The sequence below is a fragment of the Gordonia sp. NPDC003422 genome (assembly GCF_053588675.1).
On record NZ_JBSFQL010000014.1, the window covers coordinates 88,800 to 106,533 of the forward strand.

The following is a 17,734-nucleotide window of genomic DNA, read 5'->3' on the forward strand; positions in this document are numbered from 1 at the left end:
GAGGCTCGCTTCGCTCGCACCTCAGGGAGCGGCGGGAGGCGAGGCACAGATGGGGCCTCGTGACCCGACTCCCCGGATCAGTGATTGGCCGGCTGGAACTGTCCGTAGTGGGATGCTTCTTCGGCGCGGATGACGTGCATGACCGCGTTGATGAGTGCGAGGTGGGTGAAGGCCTGCGGGAAGTTCCCGAGGTGCTGGCCGGTCTCGGCGTCGATCTCCTCCGCATACAGCTTCAACGGACTCGAGTACGACAACAGCCTCTCGCACAACGTCTTCGCGCTGTCGAGCTCGCCGATCTCGACCAGCGCGGACACGAGCCAGAAGGAGCAGATCGTGAAGCTGCCCTCCTCGCCGCTGAGTCCGTCGTCGGTCTCCTCGACCTTGTAGCGGAGCACGAGCCCGTTGACGGTGAGTTCGTCGGCGATGGCGAGAACCGTTGCGCGGACACGATGATCGTCGGAGGGAAGGAAGCGGAGCAGGGGAACCAGCAACAGTGACGCGTCGAGGGCATCGTTTCCGTAGCGTTGCGTGAACACGCCACGCTCGTTGACTCCGTGGGTGAGGATGTCGTCTTTGATCTCATCGGCGATCGCGGCCCACTCGCGCGCATACTTCTTCTCGCCGTGCATCGTCGCGAGGCGTGACCCGCGATCGAGGGCAACCCAGCACATGACCTTCGACGAGGTGAAATGCTGTGGCTCGCCACGTACTTCCCAGATGCCGCGGTCCGGCTTCTGCCAGTTCTTGATGGCCTCTTCGACCTGTGCCTTCAGAACCGGCCACAGTGTTTCGGGCACCGACTGGCTGGACTTGGTGTTGAGGTACACCGAGTCGAGCATGGTGCCCCAGATATCGTGTTGCGCTTGGTTGTACGCGCCATTGCCGATGCGCACCGGGCTCGCGCCGTCGTATCCGGACAAGTGGGTGAGTTCTTCTTCCTCGAGCGTGCGCTCACCGCCGACGCCGTACATGACCTGCAACGGATGGTGTTCGCCGTTGGTGATGCCGGAGACGTCGGCGATGAAGGAGAAGAAGTCGTCGGCCTCGCGGTCGAGACCCAGCGTGTACAGGCCCCACAGCGCGAAGGTCGAGTCACGGACCCACGCGTACCGGTAGTCCCAATTGCGTTCACCCTGAGGGGTTTCCGGAAGCGACGTAGTCGCTGCCGCGAGCAGCGCGCCGGTCGGGGAATAGGTGAGTCCCTTGAGCGTCAACGCCGAACGCTGGAGGTGCGTGCGCCAGGGATGGTCGGGGAAGGAGCCGATGTTGATCCACTGCCGCCAGCACTCCGACGTCGCCCACATCTTCTGGGCGGCCTCCTCGAAGTTCTGTGGGGCGGGCTGCTTCGACCAGCTGAGCGCGACAAACCGGTCGTCGCCCTCCACAAGGCGAGTTCGCGCACGGGCCTCGCGGCCTTCCAGACCCAGCCGGAGATCGGTGGTCAGTTTCAACGTAGGCGTCTTGGCATCCGTCTTGAAGGCGGTGGCGATCGCCTCGCCGTAGGCCGGGCCGGAGTACTCCCAATTGGTCAGCGCGCGGTTGTAGTCGAAGGCCGGCTCGCAACTCATCGACAACTCGACCGTCCCGGACACGCACCGCACGGTCCGCAACAAGATGTGTTCGGCATCCCAGTCGGTAGGCGTCCGACGATGGGTGGTGGACCGCTTGTCGTTGTCGTGCCACGGACCCATCACGAGGGCGTCACGCACCACGATCCAACCGGTGTCGGTCTGCCAGGTCGTCTCCACCATGAGGCTGCCCGGGAGGTAGCGGCGATCCACCGGGACGTTGACGCCATAGGGTGCCAACCGGAAATGACCGGCACTGCGATCGAGAACCGCGCCGAAGATGCTCGGCGAATCCGGGCGCGGCACGCACATCCACTCCACCGAACCATCGCGCGCGATGAGGCAGTTGGTCTCGGTGTCGGACAGAAAGGCGTAGTCGCCGATCGGCGGGAACGCGCTCGACGGAGCACCGTGATGGGCGTGGGTTTGCGCGCCCGCAGCATGCAGCGACGACCCGGTGACGTCCTCCACGGACTTCGTGGAGCCCGGCAACTCGGTTACGGTGGAATCGTCAGTCGCTGTCATGGCTATATCATTGCGATCGACCCGAGTTGCCGCCACTCGACGTGGGGTACAGGCTCCCGGGTTTGCAATCACGTTGAACAAAAGTCGGCCAGTCGCCGCGATGGGTGAGGTGAAACCGGTGTCGTCCTTCTTTACCTGGTGGGATGGCGTGGAGGAATGGCTCACCGGACTCTCGTTCGTTCCGCAACTCCTGGTCACTCTCGCGGTGGTCGTACCGGTCGCAATCGTCACCGCAATCGTGCTGAACCTGCTGGTCGAGGGCGTGCTGTCGGTGCTCGACCGCCGCCGCTTCGCCGACGACGACGGAACCGGGTTGTAGGCCGTGATCCGTTCTCGCGTAACCCTCGCACTGATCGCGCTGGTCATCCTGGTCGTTCTGGCCTGGTTCCTCACCCGCTAACACACTCGGACGCCCTTTCCGATCACCCCAGATTCAACGTGCCGAGTAGCTCCTCGCCGGCGTTAGCGTTATCCGGTCAAACAAGCGTGAGCCCGGACGACGGGCGTGGTGAGGAGGGGGCCGATGACCGGTCACAGGCGGGGTCAGGCGCGCCATCGATGGCGCAGTATCGTGCTCGGTTCGGTGGCGTTGGCCACGATCGCGACGCTTGTGTCCGCCTGCGGCGGAGGCTCGACCGACGAGCCGGGCGGCGTCGACATCTCCAGTGGAAGTCGTCACCTGAACCTGGTCGCCTACGCGGTCCCCAAGCCAGGTTTCGATCACGTCATCCCCGCATTCCGGGCGACGCCGGAGGGCGCCGACATCGGCTTCTCCGCGTCCTACGGTGCATCGGGCGACCAGTCGCGCAAGGTGGCCCGACACGTGCCGGCCGACGTGGTGAACTTCTCCGTCGAACCCGACATCACCCGGCTCGTCAAGGCCGGCCTGGTCGACGAGGACTGGAAGAAGGCCGCACCCAACAACAGCACGCCGTTCGGCTCGGTGGTCGCGCTCGTGGTGCGCAAGGGCAACCCCAAGAACATCCACGACTGGGACGACCTGCTCAAGGCGGGTGTCGAGGTGGTGACCCCGAACCCGGGCAGCTCCGGGTCGGCGAAGTGGAATCTGCTCGCTCCGTTCGCGGCCAAGAGCAATGGTGGTCAGAACATCGACGCCGGCCTGGACTACATCTCGGCCCTTGTACGCGATCACATCAAGGTGCAGCCGAAGTCCGGTCGTGAGGCGACCACCGCTTTCGAGCAGGGGCAGGGCGATGTCCTGATCAGCTACGAGAACGAGGCGATCATGCTCAATCGGGCCAACGCGACCGCCGCGCCCGACAACCAGGTCGACTATGTGATCCCGCCGCAGACGTTCAAGATCGAGAACCCGGTCGCCGTGGTCAACACCACCGAAGACCGTGCCGGGGCCAACGCCTTCCTGCAGTTCCTGTTCACGCCGCAGGCGCAGCGCATCTGGGCCGAGCAGGGCTTCCGTCCGGTGCTGCCCGAGGTCATCGCGTCGACCAAACCGCTGTTCCCCGGTGACATCGCCAAGCTCTGGACCATCAAGGACCTCGGTGCGGTCCTCGGCGAAACCGCCCCCGTCGACGACAAGGGCAAGAAGCTGACCGGCTGGAAGGCCGTCGACAAGGTGCTCTTCGACTCCAAGTCGGGCGAGATCACCGAGATCTACAAGTCGGGAGGACAGCAATGAGTGCACCCGTGCAAGAACCGGCGCCCGCCGGTCCGGATCGGTCGGAGTCTGCTCCGCCCGGTGGATTCCTGGGCCGGTCCAAGACCTTCAGTGGTGTGTCACCGCTGCAGATCGGTGTGGCCTGGCTCTGGTTGAGCGTCATCGTGCTGCTGCCGCTCGCGGCCATCACCGTGCAGTCCTTCGACGACGGGTGGAGCGGCTTCGCCGATGCCGTCACCGACCCGGCCGCACTGGATGCGCTGCGCATCACGGTGCTGGTGTCGATCGTCGTGGCCCTGATCAACGTCGTCTTCGGCACCATCATCGCCTGGGTGCTCGTGCGCGACGACTTCTGGGGCAAGGGTTTTGTCAACTCGATCATCGACCTCCCGTTCGCGTTGCCCACCATCGTCGCGAGCCTGGTGCTGCTGTCGCTCTACGGCCCCAACAGCCCGATCGACATCCACCTCAACGCCACCCAGCCGGCGCTGGCTATTGCCCTCACCTTCGTGACGCTCCCGTTCGTCGTGCGCCAGGTGCAGCCCGTGCTGCTCGAGCTCGACAAGGACGTGGAAGAGGCGGCGGCCGTGCTCGGCGCCAGCAACTTCGTGACCTTCACCAAGATCGTGCTGCCGGCGCTGCTGCCCGCCATCCTCACCGGCGCCGGTCTGGCGTTCACCCGCGCCATCGGCGAGTTCGGTTCGGTCGTCTTGATCGGCGGCAACATTCCCGGCGAGACGCAGGTGGCCTCGCAGTACATCCAGCAGCAGATCGAGGTCGACGAACCGGTCAACGCGGCAGCCGTCTCGGTGGCCCTGCTGGCCATCGCGTTCGTCACGCTGTTCGTCCTGCGGCTGGCCGGTCGTCGGCAGTCGGTGCGAGAGGAGAATGACCAGTGAGGATTTCGCCGTTCACGCGCTACACGCTGCGCACCATTGCGCTGATCTACCTGTTCGTGCTGCTCGTCGTGCCGGTGGCGTTGATCTTCTGGCGTTCGTTCGAGCATGGCCTCGGGCAGTTCTGGGAGTGGATCACCACGCCCGCGGCGATTTCCGCGTTGCAGCTGAGCTTGCTGATCGTGGCCATCGTGGTGCCGCTCAACGTGATCTTCGGTGTCGCCACGGCGCTGGCCCTGGTGCGAGGACGCTTCCCAGGAAAGTCGTTCCTGCAGTCCGTCGTCGACCTGCCGTTCGCGGTGTCTCCGGTTGTGGTCGGCGTCGCGCTCATCATGTTGTGGGGTTACGGCGGATGGTTCGGCGGAATCGAGAGCACCGGATTCCGGATCATCTTCGGATTCCCCGGCCTCGTCCTGGCCACGTTGTTCGTGACGTTGCCGTTCGTGGTGCGCGAGGTGGAACCGGTCTTGCACGAGATCGGTACCGAGCAGGAGCAGGCGGCCGCCACCCTCGGCGCCAACGGGTGGCAGACCTTCAGCCGGATCACCCTTCCGGCGATCCGCTGGGGTCTCACCTACGGCGTGGTGCTGACCGTCGCCCGCTCGCTCGGTGAGTACGGAGCGGTGACGATGGTGTCGTCGAACTACCCGGGCATCTCGCAGACGCTGACGCTGCTGGTCCACTCGCGATACACCGACGATTACAACGAGTACGGCGCGTATGCGGCCGCAACACTCCTGATGCTGGTGGCGATCCTCGTCCTGGTCGCGATGTCGCTCATCGAGCGTCGTGTCAAGGGCCGCTACGACCGCGCCAGTCAGTCCTACACAGAGAAATCCGCCGAGGAGGCCGACGACGACCTCGACCTCGACGAACTCGAACTGACCGTCCCGCACGGTCCTCAATCCGTTGATGCGCGGCAGCTCATCGAACACAAGGAAGGCGTCTGACATGTCGATCTCGGTTATCGGTGCCAACAAGCGCTACGGCGACTTCGCCGCCCTCGACGACGTATCGATCGAGATTCCCGACGGGTCGTTGACGTCGTTGCTGGGTCCGTCGGGATCCGGCAAGTCGACGCTGCTGCGGGCCATCGCCGGCCTGGACAGTCTCGATTCGGGCACCGTCATCATCAGCGGCAGCGACGTGTCGGGTCTGGCGCCGCAGAAGCGCGACATCGGATTCGTCTTCCAGCACTACGCCGCGTTCAAGCACCTCAACGTGCGCGACAATGTGGCGTTCGGGCTCAAGGTCCGCAAGCGTCCCAAGGAACAGATCGACGCCAAGGTCGATGAGTTGCTGGAGATCGTCGGTCTGACCGGCTTCCAGAAGCGTTATCCGGCACAACTTTCCGGTGGACAGCGGCAGCGCATGGCGCTGGCACGCGCGCTGGCCGTCGACCCGCAGGTGCTCCTGCTCGACGAGCCGTTCGGTGCTCTCGACGCGAAGGTTCGCGAGGATCTGCGCAAATGGCTGCGTCGGCTGCACGACGAGGTGCACGTCACCACGGTGCTCGTGACGCACGACCAGCAGGAAGCGCTCGACGTCAGCGACAGCATCGCAGTGCTCAACAAGGGCCGGATCGAGCAGATCGGTTCACCGGAGGATCTCTACGACCGCCCGATCAACGAGTTCGTCGCGTCGTTCCTCGGCTCCACGGTTCGCCTCAACGGAGAACTGGTGCGGCCGCACGACATTCGCATCGGTCGCCGTCCGGAGCTGGCGTTGCCCGCAGCCGATCCGGCGCTGGACACCGGTGTCATCAAGGCGACTGTGCAGCGTGTCGTCGCACTGGGATTCGAGACCCGGGTCGAGTTGGTGGCCGCTGCGACCGGCGACGAATTCCAGGCGCAGATCACCCGTGGCGACGCCAATGCCCTGGATCTGCAACCGGGCGAAGAGATCTACGCCCGCGCGACGAAGGTGGCTGCACTCAGCGCGGCGGGAGTCTGAACTGGCGTTGACCGTGCGTCTCGAATCGTCGACCGTGCCTCTTGGAGTTGGCGAAACGTGGATTGCGTGCACCGTCAACGGAACACGATGCACGGTCAACGATTTCCGGCGCACGGTCAACGATCCGCGACGCACGTTCGACGGTCAGGTTTGGTGTACGAGCGGGGTGTCGAGGGTGGCCCCGCGGTAGAGCGACACGACCGCATCCACGACGTCGACGTGGGTGCCGAGGGGTCCGGCGACGACCGCGTCGGACACGATCGTGTCGAGGGCGCGTTCGACGCGCTCGGTCAGCAGGCCGGCCGACAGGAAGTACGGGCTGAGGGCGATACGACACGCGCCGCCGGCACGTAGCCGCCGAACTGCGGTGTGCAATGCGCGCTGGTTGGGACCCAGTTTGGTGGCAAACACGGTTTCGACCGGTCGGTGCAACCGGGTGGACAATTCGATTGCGCGACGGCGCACGTGGCGATCGGCGGTCGGGTCCGATGACCCCACCGCGCACAGGATCACGCCGTCGCGTCGCGACATCCCCGCCTCACGAAGACGCTGTTCCAGGACGGAAGTCATTGTGCGCGAGCCGATCACGTCGGTTTGCCGGGCGCCGGGGCGGTGCTCACCGATGATGGCGGGGAGGTCGGTCTTGCTGTGGTAGCCCGCGGCCAGCAGGAGCGGGACCACCACGGGTGCGGGCCCGGATGACGCCAGCACCTCCTCGACGCGAGGTTCGTTGAGGTCGAGGTAGGACAAGCGAACCCGCACACCGGGGAGCCGGTCGGCCACCGCCGCACGCACACGGCGCGCGGTATCCGCGAATCGCGGATCCCGGCTGCCGTGCGCGACGAGTACGAGAGTGGTTGTCACACCAGCTCTTTGAGATGCAGCGGCGCAAGTGCGTCGCCGACCAGGCCGGCCGCGAGGGTGTTGCCGCCCTGCGGATCGATCAGCAAGAAGCTGCCCGACTCGCGATTGATCTGGTAGTCGTCGGCCGGAATCGGCTCGGCGGTCTGGACCGAGATCCGCACGATCTGGTTGAGCTCCACCGACTCCGGTGCCTCGACCAACGCCAGGTTCTGCTCGTCGAACAGCGCGTCGAGCGCACCGACGATGGCCTGCGTGGTCTTGGTGCCGTGCTTGAGCAGCAGGCGTGCGCCCGGCCGCAGCGGCTTCTCGGCGAGCCAGCACACGGTCGCGGTGAACTGCTGAACCGGTTCGGGAGCGTCGCCCGTGGCGGCGATGACGTCGCCACGCGAGATGTCGACGTCATCGGCGAGCAGCAGCGTGACGCTGCGTCCGGTATGCGCGGTGGCGAGTTGACCGTCGGCCGTGTCGATCTGGCTGACGGTGGTCCGGCGGCCGGACGGAAGTACGACGACCTCGTCGCCGACCGACACTCGTCCGGCAGCGATCTGTCCCGCATAGCCGCGGTAGTCCGGGTATTCGGGGGTGCGCGGCCGGATGACGTACTGGACGGGGAAACGCAGGCCGACGGGTTCGCGATCGGTCACGTTCGGCACGTTCTCGAGGTGCTCGATGAGCGTCGGCCCGTCGTAGTACGGCGTGTTCTCCGAGCGGGTGGCGACATTGTCGCCGTGCAGCGCGGAAACCGGGATCGCCTGCACCTGCTGAGCCGACCAGCCCAGCGAATGGGTCAACTCGGCGAACTCGGCGGAGATCTCGGCGAACACAGTCGCTGCATTGTCGACGAGGTCGATCTTGTTCACCGCGAGGACGAGCTGGGGCACACCGAGCAGTGACATCACGGCCGCGTGCCGACGGGTCTGGGCCACAACACCATTGCGCGCATCGACGAGGAGCATGACGAGTTGCGCGGTGGACGCACCGGACACCGTGTTGCGGGTGTACTGCACATGCCCGGGCGTGTCGGCGAGCACGAATGACCGTGCGGGCGTTGCGAAGTAGCGGTAGGCGACGTCGATGGTGATGCCCTGCTCGCGCTCGGCGCGAAGGCCGTCGACGAGCAGCGAGAGATCGGGGGTCGCGAGGCCGCGGTCCACCGATGCCTTGGTGACGGCGTCGATCTGATCGGCGAGAACGGACTTGGTGTCGTAGAGCAGGCGACCGACGAGGGTCGACTTTCCGTCGTCGACGCTGCCCGCCGTGGCGATCCGCAGCAGATCTGGAACGTGCTTCATCTCAGAAATATCCTTCGCGCTTGCGGTCTTCCATGGCGGCCTCGGAGACCCGGTCATCGCCACGGGTGGCGCCTCGTTCGGTCAGTCGTGATGCGGCGACCTCGGCCAGGATGGCCTCGTCATCGGCGGCCTCCGACAGCACCGCGCCGGTCGTCGAGCCGTCGCCGACGGTGCGGTAGCGCACCGAGAGTCGTTGCAGTTCCTCACCTTCGCGGGGGCCGCCCCAGACGCCGGGAGTCATCCACATGCCGTCGCGCTGGAACACGTCGCGCTTGTGGGAGTAGTAGATCGACGCCAACAGCACCTGCTCGCGAGCGATGTAACGCCAGATGTCGAGTTCGGTCCAGTTGGACAGCGGGAACACGCGTACGTGCTCGCCGGCGGCGTGACGTCCGTTGTAGAGGTTCCACAGTTCGGGCCGCTGACGCTTGGGGTCCCACTGGCCGAAGGCGTTGCGCAGGGAGAAGATACGCTCCTTGGCGCGCGAGCGCTCCTCGTCGCGACGGCCGCCGCCGAAGACCGCGTCGAAGCGGTTCTCGGTGATCGCGTCGAGCAGGGGAATGGTCTGCAGCGGGTTGCGGACGCCGTCGGGGCGTTCGGTGAGACGCCCGTCGGCGAGGTAGTCCTCCACGGACGCGACATGCAGGCGAAGATTGTGACGCTCGACGACCTGGTCGCGGAACTCGAGCACCTCGGGCAGGTTGTGTCCGGTGTCGACGTGCAGCAGCGCGAACGGCAGAGGAGCAGGCCAGAAGGCCTTCAGTGCCACGTGCAACAGCACGGTGGAGTCCTTGCCGCCGGAGAACAGGATGACCGGACGTTCGAACTCGCCGGCAACCTCACGGAAGATGTGAATGGCCTCGGACTCGAGTGCGTCGAGGGTGGTGAAGTCGTCGGATTCGACGATCTCGCGCGGGGTCTCGGTGATGGTCATGCGTGCAGCCCACATTCTGTCTTGGCGCGACCGGCCCAACGGCCACTGCGCGGATCGGATCCGGGTTCTGGTTTGGCCGTGCAGGGGGCGCAGCCGATGGATGGATAGCCTTCGTCGACAAGGGGATTGACGAGAACGCCGTGGGTGTCGATGTAGTCCTGCATGGTCTCGTCTGACCACGGTGCGATCGGGTTGATCTTGACCAACCCGAAGCCCTCGTCGAAGGAGATCAACGGTGCGTTGGCCCGCGTCGGCGCCTCCACGCGGCGGATGCCGGTGACCCACGCGTCGAACCGCTGCAGGCCGGCCTTGAGGGGCACCACCTTACGCAGCCGGCAGCACTCACCCGGGTCGCGGGCAAACAGGTTGCGGCCCAACAGTTCGTCCTGCTCGGCAACCGAACGCTCGGGTGTCAGGTTGACCATCTCGACGCCATACACTTGCTCCACGGCATCTCGGGTGCCGATCGTCTCGGCGAAGTGATAGCCGGTGTCGAGGAACAGCACCTTGACCGGATCGCCACCGATCAGCTCACTGTCGATGTGCTTGACGGCGAGGTCGACGAGTGCGGCGTCCTGCATGTTGGAGGCCACGACGAAGTTGTCGCCGAAGCTCTCCGCGGTCCAGGCGAACAGCTCGGCGGGCGTCGCGTCCGGCCCGAGGTCGGCGGCTCCGCGCTCGGCGATCGCGCGCAATTCGTGCTCGTCGAAACGTCGGCCGGTGGCCGTTGGCGTGGCGGTGGACGTGCTCATCGCAGTGCCTCCTCGTCGGCACGAACGGCCCACTGCGCGAACCGTTCTCCGTCGTTGCGCTGGTCCACGAAGTTGCGGACGACGCGTTCGATGTAGTCGCCGAGTTCGGTCGAGTTCACCTTGTGCTGGCGCAGCTTGCGGCCGAAGCCGGCGTCCTGGCCGAGACTGCCGCCGAGATGAACCTGGAAGCCCTCGGTCTGCCCGCCGTTGCCGTCCTCGACGAGCTGTCCCTTGAAGCCGATGTCGGCGATCTGCGATCGCGCGCAGGAGTTCGGGCAGCCGTTGATGTTGACGGTGATCGGGACGTCGAGACCTGAATTGATGTCGGCGAGGCGCTCCTCGAGCTCTGGCACGAGCACCTGCGACCGTTTCCGGGTCTCCACGAAGGACAGCTTGCAGAACTCGATGCCGCTGCAGGCCATGAGGTTTCGTCGCCAATTGGAGGCGCGCGCCTGCAGTCCGAGCGGAGCCAGTTCGGCGATGAGCTGCTCCACCTTGTCGTCGGCGACGTCGAGGACCACGAGTTTCTGGTACGGCGTGAAGCGGATGCGATCGGAGCCGATGCGCTCGGCCGCGTCGGCGACGGCGGTCAGCTTGGTGCCGGTGACGCGCCCGGCGATCGCGGCGAAGCCGACCGAGTTGAGCCCGTTCTTGAGCTTCTGCACACCGACGTGGTCGCGCGGCTGGGTCAGTGGCTCGGGTGCCGGACCGTCGATCAGCTTGCGACCCAGGTATTCGTCCTCGAGTACCTGGCGGAACTTCTCGATGCCCCAATCTTTGATCAGGAACTTCAGGCGTGCCTTGGCGCGCAGGCGGCGGTAACCGTAGTCACGGAAGATCGAGACGACGCCTTCCCACACGTCGGGCACCTCGTCGAGCGGGATCCAGGCGCCGACCCGCTGGGCGAGCATCGGGTTGGTGGACAGGCCACCGCCGACCCAGAGGTCCAAACCGGGGCCGTGCTCGGGATGGTTGACGCCGATGAAGGCGATGTCGTTGGTCTCGTGTGAGACGTCCTGCAGGCCGGAGATGGCGGTCTTGAACTTGCGGGGCAGGTTCGAGTACTGCGGGTCGCCGATGTAGCGGCGCACGATCTCGTCGATCGCCGGGGTGGGGTCGAGGACCTCGTCGATGGCGTCGCCGGCCAGGGGCGAGCCGAGGATGATGCGCGGGCAGTCGCCGCACGCCTCGGTGGTCTTGAGTCCCACGCCCTCGATGCGTTCCCAGATGGTAGGGACGTCTTCGATGCGGATCCAGTGGTACTGCACGTTCTCGCGGTCGGACAGGTCGGCCGTGTCGCGCGCGAACTCGGTCGAGATCTGACCGAGCGTGCGGAGCTGCTCGACATTGAGCGCACCGGCATCGCAGCGGATGCGCATCATGAAGTGGCTGTCCTCGAGGATGTCGATGTTCTCGTCACCCGTCCAGGTGCCATCGTAGCCCTCTTTGCGTTGGGTGTAGAGGCCCCACCAGCGCATACGGCCGCGAAGGTCCTGCTTGTCGATCGAGTCGAACCCCTGCTTGGAGTAGATGTTCTCGATGCGGGCCCGGACGTTGAGCGGGTTGTCGTCCTTCTTGACCTGCTCGTTGGGATTGAGCGGTTCGCGGTAGCCCAGCTTCCACTGGCCTTCCGCGCGGCGCTTGGTCGGACGCGCCTTACGTGCGGGCCGAGGGGCGTCGCCGCCGGCTTCCGAACGCGGGGTGCGCGGGGTCCGTGCGGGCCGCTTCGACTCCGCGGGCCCCTTGGGTGCGGACTCTTCGGGCACGGCAGGGGCGTCTGTTGTGGACGTCATGAAATCTCCTGTGCCGGCGCACAGGCCGGCGGGTATCGCACGATGAACGGGCTGGTTTACGTGCCGGCGTCCCGCTGGAAATGCGGGATCCCTCAGGGCCGAGACGTCGCTAGACGCGACAGAATGCGCTGCAGACGCGCTTGAAATCAATGTGGCGACGCGCAGCCAGCCACACCCCTGGGAAAATCACGGTGTCCATAGTGCCACGCTCGTGGTCGCCTCGTCTACTTGGGGTTATTTTCCATCACTGTGATGGAAAGGTCGGTCGTCGATCCATGCAGGTATGAGGGTCAAGGCGTGCGGTCCGCCGACTATTCCCACCGGTCTATTCCCGCCGGTGGCCTCGGCTCCCGAGCCGATTACGCCGTTGCCGGGTTCGGTCGGCATGATGGATCAGGTGAAGGTCTCGTCGCCACCGGTTGTGGATCCGGCCATCGCACGAGCATGTGCGAGCGCCGATCGGTCCGTGCCGTTCGGCCTGTACCTGCACGTTCCCTTCTGCGCGACCCGGTGCGGCTACTGCGACTTCAACACCTACACCGCCGGTGAACTCGGCAGCGCGTCGTCGCCGGAGACATGGCACAACGCGGTGGCCGCCGAACTCGAGGCGGCGTCGACGCTGCTGCGTCCGGCTCGGCCGGTGTCGTCGATCTTCGTCGGTGGCGGAACGCCGTCGCTGCTGGGGGCGTCTGGGCTCGGTCGTCTGCTCGACCGGGTTCGCGACAACTTCGAGATCGCCGACGACGCGGAGATCACCACCGAGTCGAATCCGGAGTCGACCTCTCCCGAGTTCTTCGACGGGCTCCGCGCGGCCGGTTTCACCCGGATCTCGCTGGGTATGCAGTCGGCAGCCGCTCACGTGCTGGCGGTGCTCGACCGCACGCACACGCCGGGGCGGGCCGTCGCAGCCGCGCGCGAGGCGCGCGCAGCCGGGTTCGCACACGTCAACCTGGACCTGATCTACGGGACGCCGGGGGAGTCGGACGCCGACCTGCACGCCAGCATCGACGCGGTCCTCGCGGCCGACGTCGACCATGTGTCGGCATACGCCTTGATCGTCGAGGATGGCACGGCGCTGGCGCGGCGAATTCGGCGCGGCGAGATGCCTGCACCCGACGACGACGTACTCGCCGACCGTTACCGCATCCTCGACCGCAGGCTCACCGACGCGGGGTTCTCCTGGTACGAGGTGTCGAACTGGGCGCGGTCGGCTGCGGGCGAATGCCGCCACAATCTCGCGTACTGGCGCAGCCACGATTGGTGGGGGATCGGCCCGGGTGCGCATTCCCACGTCAACGGAGTGCGCTGGTGGAACGTCAAGCATCCGGCGCGCTACGCCGACGCACTCGGCGGCCGGCGGCTGCCGAGCGCGGAGTCAGAGATCCTCGCCGACGCCGACCGGCATGTCGAAACCGTGATGCTGACCACGCGATGCCGCGATGGACTCCCACAGACCGCGCTCGACGACGCCGAGGATCGTCGGGCTGCCGACCTGTGTGGCGAGGGGCTCTTGATCCGGCGCGACGACGACTACGTACTCACCGATGCCGGGCGGTTGCTTGCCGACGGGGTCATTCGCCGAATCCTCTGGGACTGATCCCGACCATCCTCCCGTCGTCTTCGTCGCAGAAACCGCGCTTGTCGCCAGAAACCGCAGGTGTCGCCAGAAACCGCTGGCGCGCACGGGTTTCTGACCAGACACGCGGTTTCTGAAATCGCGACACACCGACGATGTGGCTCGACTGCCGTGTCGAACACCATCTCGGCTGGCCGCGCACAGACACCTCTCACCCGGCGGTGCTACTGACATCTGCTCGCATGTCTCCCATCTGCGCGCAATGCATTACGAGCAGATGGGAGAAACGCGAGCACCGGGTCGCCGCGACCCACCCGCCGACGTCGTCGGGGAACGTTTCAGTGGCCGTCGCCGTGGAGTTCCTCGATCAGACGGTCCCGAACACGATCGCCACCCGTAGGAAAGCTGTACCTGCCAACCCCACCAAGTGCACTGTGCACCTGACCAGCCTCCCGCGTACAGATTCCCGCAGGTCGCAGGGGCAGCCATCGAGCGCTTCGGATCAGTAGCCGAAGTCCGGGTTGCCGTTGCACTGCAGTTCCTGGCACGTGACCTTCCAGTCGATCTTCCACAGTCCGGCGTCGCGGATGTAGTGGTAGCGCGACGTCTTGGCCGGGAAGCCTGCCATCACCACACTGCCGGTCATGGTCATCCGGTTGCCGTTGATGGTCGGTGCGCCGATCGAGCGGCCGGTGATCGAGAAGAAGTCCATCTGCCGGCTGTATGCCAGGGCCTTCTGCACCTGCGCACGCACCTTGGGTGTATTGCCGCGATAGCTCACCTCGAGCTTGTTGGCCATCGGAATGTTCGGGTTCCACAGTGCGGCGAACTGTTTCTCGAGCTCGGCGTTGCCCGGAGCAGCGGTGCGGACGTAGAGGTCTGCAGTCTTGGCGGATCGGACGGACACGTCCGCGTGTGCGGGAGCCGCGGCCAGTCCGAGTCCGAAGATGACCGTGAACACGCACGCCACAACAAGTTTGAACAGTTTCATTGGTGAGCTCCTCAGCTATTCGCTCTTCAGATCGGTCGAGGCCAATCGGACCAGCCCGAACACGAAGATCGCGATGGCGATGATCGAGAAATAGACGAGTGAGCCGTTCGGTCCGCCGAATGGGCTTTCGATGGAGGTGATCTGGCCGACGCCGAGCGTCGCGTTCTTGAACGGCGAGTAGTTCTGCAACGTGAGCCCGATGTCGCCCTGGATCATGCCGACGAAGTTCTCGATACCCCAGATCCACAGCAGGATCACCATGATCACCAGGCCGGGCCGTGGGAGCAGGACCGCCAAACCGAGGCCGAGTGCGCAGATCAACACCGACAGGTACGCGGTGCCCACCCATTGCCGGAGCCCGGCGGCCGACCACAGATCCACGCGTCCCCAGATCTCGGGGAACACGTGCGGAAACACCGACAGGATTCCGAAGATGGTCCCGGCGATGACCACCGCCGAAATCGTGCCGAAGACAATCAGTTTGGCGACCGGCAGGAGCCATCGGCGCGGTTGGATCGAGCAGACGATCTCCACTGTGCGGTCCTTGAACTCGTTGGAGAACGACGAGACGGGTGCCGACATCATGATGATGGTCGAGAAGACGATCACCCAGTAACCGGCGTTGTTGGTGTCCATACCGCCGCTGCCGTCGATCGCCTCCATCTGGGTTGCCTTGGCGATGCCGAAGTTGATGGCGGTCGGGATCAGAACGGCCAGTGGAACAATCGCATACCAGAGTGGGCTACGCCAGGAGAGCTTGGCGAGTTCGCTGCCGACGGCGCGGCCGAGATCGCGGGGGAGTCGGGCAGAGCGGGTGAGCACGTTTGTCGACCGAACCCGGGTGGCCGGCGGAAGGGGCGCCACGTCCGGACCGGGTGTGGCCGAATGTGCGGCGTCGATGTCGGTCGGCTGCGCGTCGGGCACCGATTCGATGCCGGTCGCGACTGTCGAATCGGGAGCGCGGTGACTCATCGTGCGCCCCCTGTTCCCGCGTATTCCACACTGTTCCTTGTTATGTCGAGGTAGGCCGACTCGAGCCTGCGTGGTTCGGTACCGGCGGCGACGATCTCGTCTCGGGAGGTGTTGGACAACACGCGTCCCTGTCCCATGATGATGACCCACGACGCGTTGATCTCCACCTCGGACAGACTGTGGGAGGCGACGAGAAGACACTTGCCTTCGTTGGCGAGGCCGGTGAGCAGGTCACGCAGCCACAGGGTTCCCTCGACATCGAGGCCGTTGGCGGGCTCGTCGAGGACGATGGTCCGCGGGTCGCCGAGCAGTGCCGTCGCGATCCCCAGTCGCTGCAGCATTCCATAGGAGTACTTTCCGGTGGGCCGCTTGGCCACATCGGACAGACCCACCAGTTCGAGGACGCGGTCGGCGTCGGCGGTGTCGATGCCCGCGAGCCGCGCTTGCCAGCGAAGGTGTTGGCGCCCGGTGTGATTGGGGTTGCGGACGAAGGCGCCGAGGCAGAAGCTGATCTCTCGCTTGACATCCGGGAGGGCGCGCAACCGCGAGCCGTTGATCGAGATGGTGCCCGAGCTCGGGCGCGAGAGGCCCGCGATCATGCGCAGGACGGTGGTCTTGCCTGCCCCGTTGGGTCCCAAAAGATAGGTGAGCGCGCCGGGTTCGGCCCGGAACGTCACGTCCTTCGCGGCTTCCTTCTTGCCGAACGACTTCGACAAGCCTGTCACTTCGATCATCGAAAGTGCATCTCTCTGTACAGAGGTCTCAGCAGACCGGTTAGTGGCCACACAGAGCACACGGCGGCCCCTCGCGTCGCGAGGGGCCGCCGTGTGTTGCCGATCAGTATCCCCAGTCGGGATTGCCCTGGCAGCCCGGACGGCAGTTGGCCTTCCAGTCGTACTTCCAGATGCCGCCCTCGCGGACGTAGTAGTACGTGAAGCTCTGCGCCGGGTAGCCGGCCATGACACCGTTGCCGGTGACGGTCATGCTGTTGCCGTTGATCGTCTTACCGGTCACCCGCCCCTTGATGGAGAAGAAGTCCATCGTCTTGCTCATGGACATCGCCTTCTGGATCGAGGTCTGCACCTTGGGGGTGTTGCCCCGAACGCTGACTGCGTACTTGGGAGCCAGCGCAACGTTGGGGTTCCACATCGCCGCGTACGAACGCTCGATCTCACCGTTGCTCGGATTCGCCGAGCGGATGGGGAGATCCGCGGCCTTCCCGGAACGGATGTCGACGTCGGCCTGAGCCGGCGAAGCCAGTCCCGCTCCGAGGAGCAGCGCGAAGAAGCCGATCGCGGCCAGACGGATGAACTTGCTCATGTCAGATCCTTGTCACTCAATGAAGATGCGGCTCAGTAGCCCCAGTCGAGACCCTTGAGGCCGTTGCTCTGCGAGTAGGCCTTCCAGTCGAACTTCCACAGGCCGCCGTCACGGATGTACTCCATGGTGACGCCCTGCGCCGGGAATCCGGCCATCACACCGTTGCCGCGCGCGGTCATCCGGTTGCCGTTGATGGTCTTGCTGGTCAGACGCCCCTGGATCGAGAAGAAGTCCATGGTCCGGGAATTGGCCAGCACCTTGTTGATCTGCTGCTGGACTTTCGGGGTGTTGCCGCGGTAGCTGGCGGCGTACTTCGGGGACACCGGAACGTTGGGGTTCCAGAATCCGGCGTACTGACGCTCGAGCTGTGCGGTGCTCGGGTTGGCCGCGGCAACGGAGAGGTCCGCAGCCTTTCCGGCCCGAATGTTGACGTCGGCGTTGGCAGGCGCGCCGGCCAGTCCGACGCCGAGCAGCAGCGCGAACACCGCGATGGTCGCGGTGCGGAGGAGCTTGATCATGTTGTCCTTTCATCGGTAACCGACGACGTGGACTCGATCGCTTGGTCGGCCTTCGGCCCGAGAACCCCCGATGGCCGACCGTCGCCCGAACGTCGCTGGTCGTGAGAAGTCGGTGTCCGAAATGTTATCGATGCGATGAGAGGT

General features: G+C 65.5%; 17 protein-coding genes. 6 read left to right on the forward strand and 11 right to left on the reverse strand.

The genetic code is table 11. The features are described 5' to 3' along the window. Positions 1-77: 77 nt before the first annotated feature. The gene (locus tag ACWDTF_RS13625) at positions 78-2,093 is read right to left on the reverse strand and encodes a glycoside hydrolase family 15 protein (RefSeq protein WP_449754487.1); all 2,016 of its coding nucleotides are present in this window, start codon (positions 2,091-2,093) and stop codon (positions 78-80) included. Between the two features lie 118 nt (positions 2,094-2,211). Between ACWDTF_RS13625 and ACWDTF_RS13630 the strand changes: the two genes are divergently transcribed. From ACWDTF_RS13630 to ACWDTF_RS13650, 5 genes are all read left to right on the forward strand, one after another. After that, entirely contained in the window at positions 2,212-2,412 is a 201-nt protein-coding gene (locus ACWDTF_RS13630; RefSeq protein WP_240857577.1) for a hypothetical protein, read from the forward strand. A 204-nt stretch (positions 2,413-2,616) separates the two neighbouring features. Beyond that, complete coding sequence (locus ACWDTF_RS13635; RefSeq protein WP_449754488.1) at positions 2,617-3,750, forward strand: sulfate ABC transporter substrate-binding protein; 1,134 nt, start codon at positions 2,617-2,619, stop codon at positions 3,748-3,750. Then, entirely contained in the window at positions 3,747-4,628 is an 882-nt protein-coding gene (cysT, locus tag ACWDTF_RS13640; RefSeq protein WP_449754489.1) for a sulfate ABC transporter permease subunit CysT, read from the forward strand. The genes ACWDTF_RS13635 and cysT overlap by 4 nt, the downstream gene beginning before the upstream one ends. Then, positions 4,625-5,575, forward strand: a complete 951-nt coding sequence (gene cysW / locus ACWDTF_RS13645) for a sulfate ABC transporter permease subunit CysW (RefSeq protein WP_449754490.1) — start codon at positions 4,625-4,627, stop codon at positions 5,573-5,575. Before cysT ends, cysW begins: the two co-directional genes overlap by 4 nt. 1 nt (position 5,576) lies before the next feature. After that, positions 5,577-6,578: a sulfate/molybdate ABC transporter ATP-binding protein gene (locus ACWDTF_RS13650; protein WP_449754491.1), complete on the forward strand. Its 1,002-nt coding sequence runs from the start codon at positions 5,577-5,579 to the stop codon at positions 6,576-6,578. Between the two features lie 144 nt (positions 6,579-6,722). On the opposite strand, the gene ACWDTF_RS13655 is transcribed toward ACWDTF_RS13650, so the two are convergent. From ACWDTF_RS13655 to ACWDTF_RS13675, 5 genes are read right to left on the reverse strand one after another with little or no spacing between them, the layout of a single operon-like run. Further along, positions 6,723-7,442, reverse strand: coding sequence for a sirohydrochlorin chelatase (locus ACWDTF_RS13655; protein ID WP_449754492.1), 720 nt, complete (start codon positions 7,440-7,442; stop codon positions 6,723-6,725). Then, positions 7,439-8,734 (reverse strand): sulfate adenylyltransferase subunit 1, encoded by a 1,296-nt coding sequence (locus ACWDTF_RS13660; RefSeq protein WP_449754493.1) that lies wholly within the window; start codon positions 8,732-8,734, stop codon positions 7,439-7,441. Before ACWDTF_RS13660 ends, ACWDTF_RS13655 begins: the two co-directional genes overlap by 4 nt. 1 nt (position 8,735) lies before the next feature. Then, on the reverse strand, positions 8,736-9,683 hold the full coding sequence (cysD, locus tag ACWDTF_RS13665) for a sulfate adenylyltransferase subunit CysD (RefSeq protein ID WP_433255373.1): 948 nt from the start codon (positions 9,681-9,683) through the stop codon (positions 8,736-8,738). Beyond that, positions 9,665-10,420, reverse strand: a complete 756-nt coding sequence (locus ACWDTF_RS13670) for a phosphoadenylyl-sulfate reductase (RefSeq protein ID WP_449754494.1) — start codon at positions 10,418-10,420, stop codon at positions 9,665-9,667. The genes cysD and ACWDTF_RS13670 overlap by 19 nt, the downstream gene beginning before the upstream one ends. Beyond that, positions 10,417-12,213: a nitrite/sulfite reductase gene (locus ACWDTF_RS13675; RefSeq protein WP_449754495.1), complete on the reverse strand. Its 1,797-nt coding sequence runs from the start codon at positions 12,211-12,213 to the stop codon at positions 10,417-10,419. Before ACWDTF_RS13675 ends, ACWDTF_RS13670 begins: the two co-directional genes overlap by 4 nt. A gap of 388 nt (positions 12,214-12,601) precedes the next feature. On the opposite strand from ACWDTF_RS13675, the gene hemW reads away from it, so the two are divergent. Beyond that, positions 12,602-13,810: a radical SAM family heme chaperone HemW gene (gene hemW / locus ACWDTF_RS13680; RefSeq protein WP_449754511.1), complete on the forward strand. Its 1,209-nt coding sequence runs from the start codon at positions 12,602-12,604 to the stop codon at positions 13,808-13,810. Between the two features lie 481 nt (positions 13,811-14,291). On the opposite strand, the gene ACWDTF_RS13685 is transcribed toward hemW, so the two are convergent. The 5 genes from ACWDTF_RS13685 to ACWDTF_RS13705 all read right to left on the reverse strand — a co-directional run bounded on the left by ACWDTF_RS13685 (position 14,292) and on the right by ACWDTF_RS13705 (position 17,590). Beyond that, entirely contained in the window at positions 14,292-14,780 is a 489-nt protein-coding gene (locus ACWDTF_RS13685; RefSeq protein WP_240857587.1) for a hypothetical protein, read from the reverse strand. Between the two features lie 15 nt (positions 14,781-14,795). After that, positions 14,796-15,752 carry an ABC transporter permease gene (locus tag ACWDTF_RS13690; RefSeq protein WP_355276170.1) on the reverse strand — a complete coding sequence of 319 codons (957 nt, stop codon included), beginning with the start codon at positions 15,750-15,752 and terminating at the stop codon, positions 14,796-14,798. Then, complete coding sequence (locus ACWDTF_RS13695; protein WP_240857589.1) at positions 15,749-16,486, reverse strand: ABC transporter ATP-binding protein; 738 nt, start codon at positions 16,484-16,486, stop codon at positions 15,749-15,751. The genes ACWDTF_RS13690 and ACWDTF_RS13695 overlap by 4 nt, the downstream gene beginning before the upstream one ends. Before the next feature lie 103 nt (positions 16,487-16,589). After that, positions 16,590-17,072, reverse strand: a complete 483-nt coding sequence (locus ACWDTF_RS13700) for a hypothetical protein (protein WP_240857590.1) — start codon at positions 17,070-17,072, stop codon at positions 16,590-16,592. A 32-nt stretch (positions 17,073-17,104) separates the two neighbouring features. Beyond that, positions 17,105-17,590 carry a hypothetical protein gene (locus tag ACWDTF_RS13705; RefSeq protein ID WP_240857591.1) on the reverse strand — a complete coding sequence of 162 codons (486 nt, stop codon included), beginning with the start codon at positions 17,588-17,590 and terminating at the stop codon, positions 17,105-17,107. Between the last annotated feature and the right edge of the window lie 144 nt (positions 17,591-17,734).

Excerpts from the sequence above, each read along its gene's own strand:
- ACWDTF_RS13635 (WP_449754488.1), top strand. The coding sequence starts at position 2,617 with ATGACCGGTCACAGGCGGGGTCAGGCGCGCCATCGATGGCGCAGTATC.
- cysD (WP_433255373.1), bottom strand. The coding sequence starts at position 9,683 with ATGTGGGCTGCACGCATGACCATCACCGAGACCCCGCGCGAGATCGTC.
- hemW (WP_449754511.1), top strand. The coding sequence starts at position 12,602 with ATGGATCAGGTGAAGGTCTCGTCGCCACCGGTTGTGGATCCGGCCATC.
- ACWDTF_RS13705 (WP_240857591.1), bottom strand. The coding sequence starts at position 17,590 with ATGATCAAGCTCCTCCGCACCGCGACCATCGCGGTGTTCGCGCTGCTG.
- cysT (WP_449754489.1), top strand. The coding sequence starts at position 3,747 with ATGAGTGCACCCGTGCAAGAACCGGCGCCCGCCGGTCCGGATCGGTCG.
- ACWDTF_RS13650 (WP_449754491.1), top strand. The coding sequence starts at position 5,577 with ATGTCGATCTCGGTTATCGGTGCCAACAAGCGCTACGGCGACTTCGCC.
- ACWDTF_RS13660 (WP_449754493.1), bottom strand. The coding sequence starts at position 8,734 with ATGAAGCACGTTCCAGATCTGCTGCGGATCGCCACGGCGGGCAGCGTC.
- ACWDTF_RS13675 (WP_449754495.1), bottom strand. The coding sequence starts at position 12,213 with ATGACGTCCACAACAGACGCCCCTGCCGTGCCCGAAGAGTCCGCACCC.
- ACWDTF_RS13700 (WP_240857590.1), bottom strand. The coding sequence starts at position 17,072 with ATGAGCAAGTTCATCCGTCTGGCCGCGATCGGCTTCTTCGCGCTGCTC.
- ACWDTF_RS13695 (WP_240857589.1), bottom strand. The coding sequence starts at position 16,486 with ATGATCGAAGTGACAGGCTTGTCGAAGTCGTTCGGCAAGAAGGAAGCC.
- ACWDTF_RS13625 (WP_449754487.1), bottom strand. The coding sequence starts at position 2,093 with ATGACAGCGACTGACGATTCCACCGTAACCGAGTTGCCGGGCTCCACG.
- ACWDTF_RS13670 (WP_449754494.1), bottom strand. The coding sequence starts at position 10,420 with ATGAGCACGTCCACCGCCACGCCAACGGCCACCGGCCGACGTTTCGAC.
- ACWDTF_RS13685 (WP_240857587.1), bottom strand. The coding sequence starts at position 14,780 with ATGAAACTGTTCAAACTTGTTGTGGCGTGCGTGTTCACGGTCATCTTC.
- ACWDTF_RS13690 (WP_355276170.1), bottom strand. The coding sequence starts at position 15,752 with ATGAGTCACCGCGCTCCCGATTCGACAGTCGCGACCGGCATCGAATCG.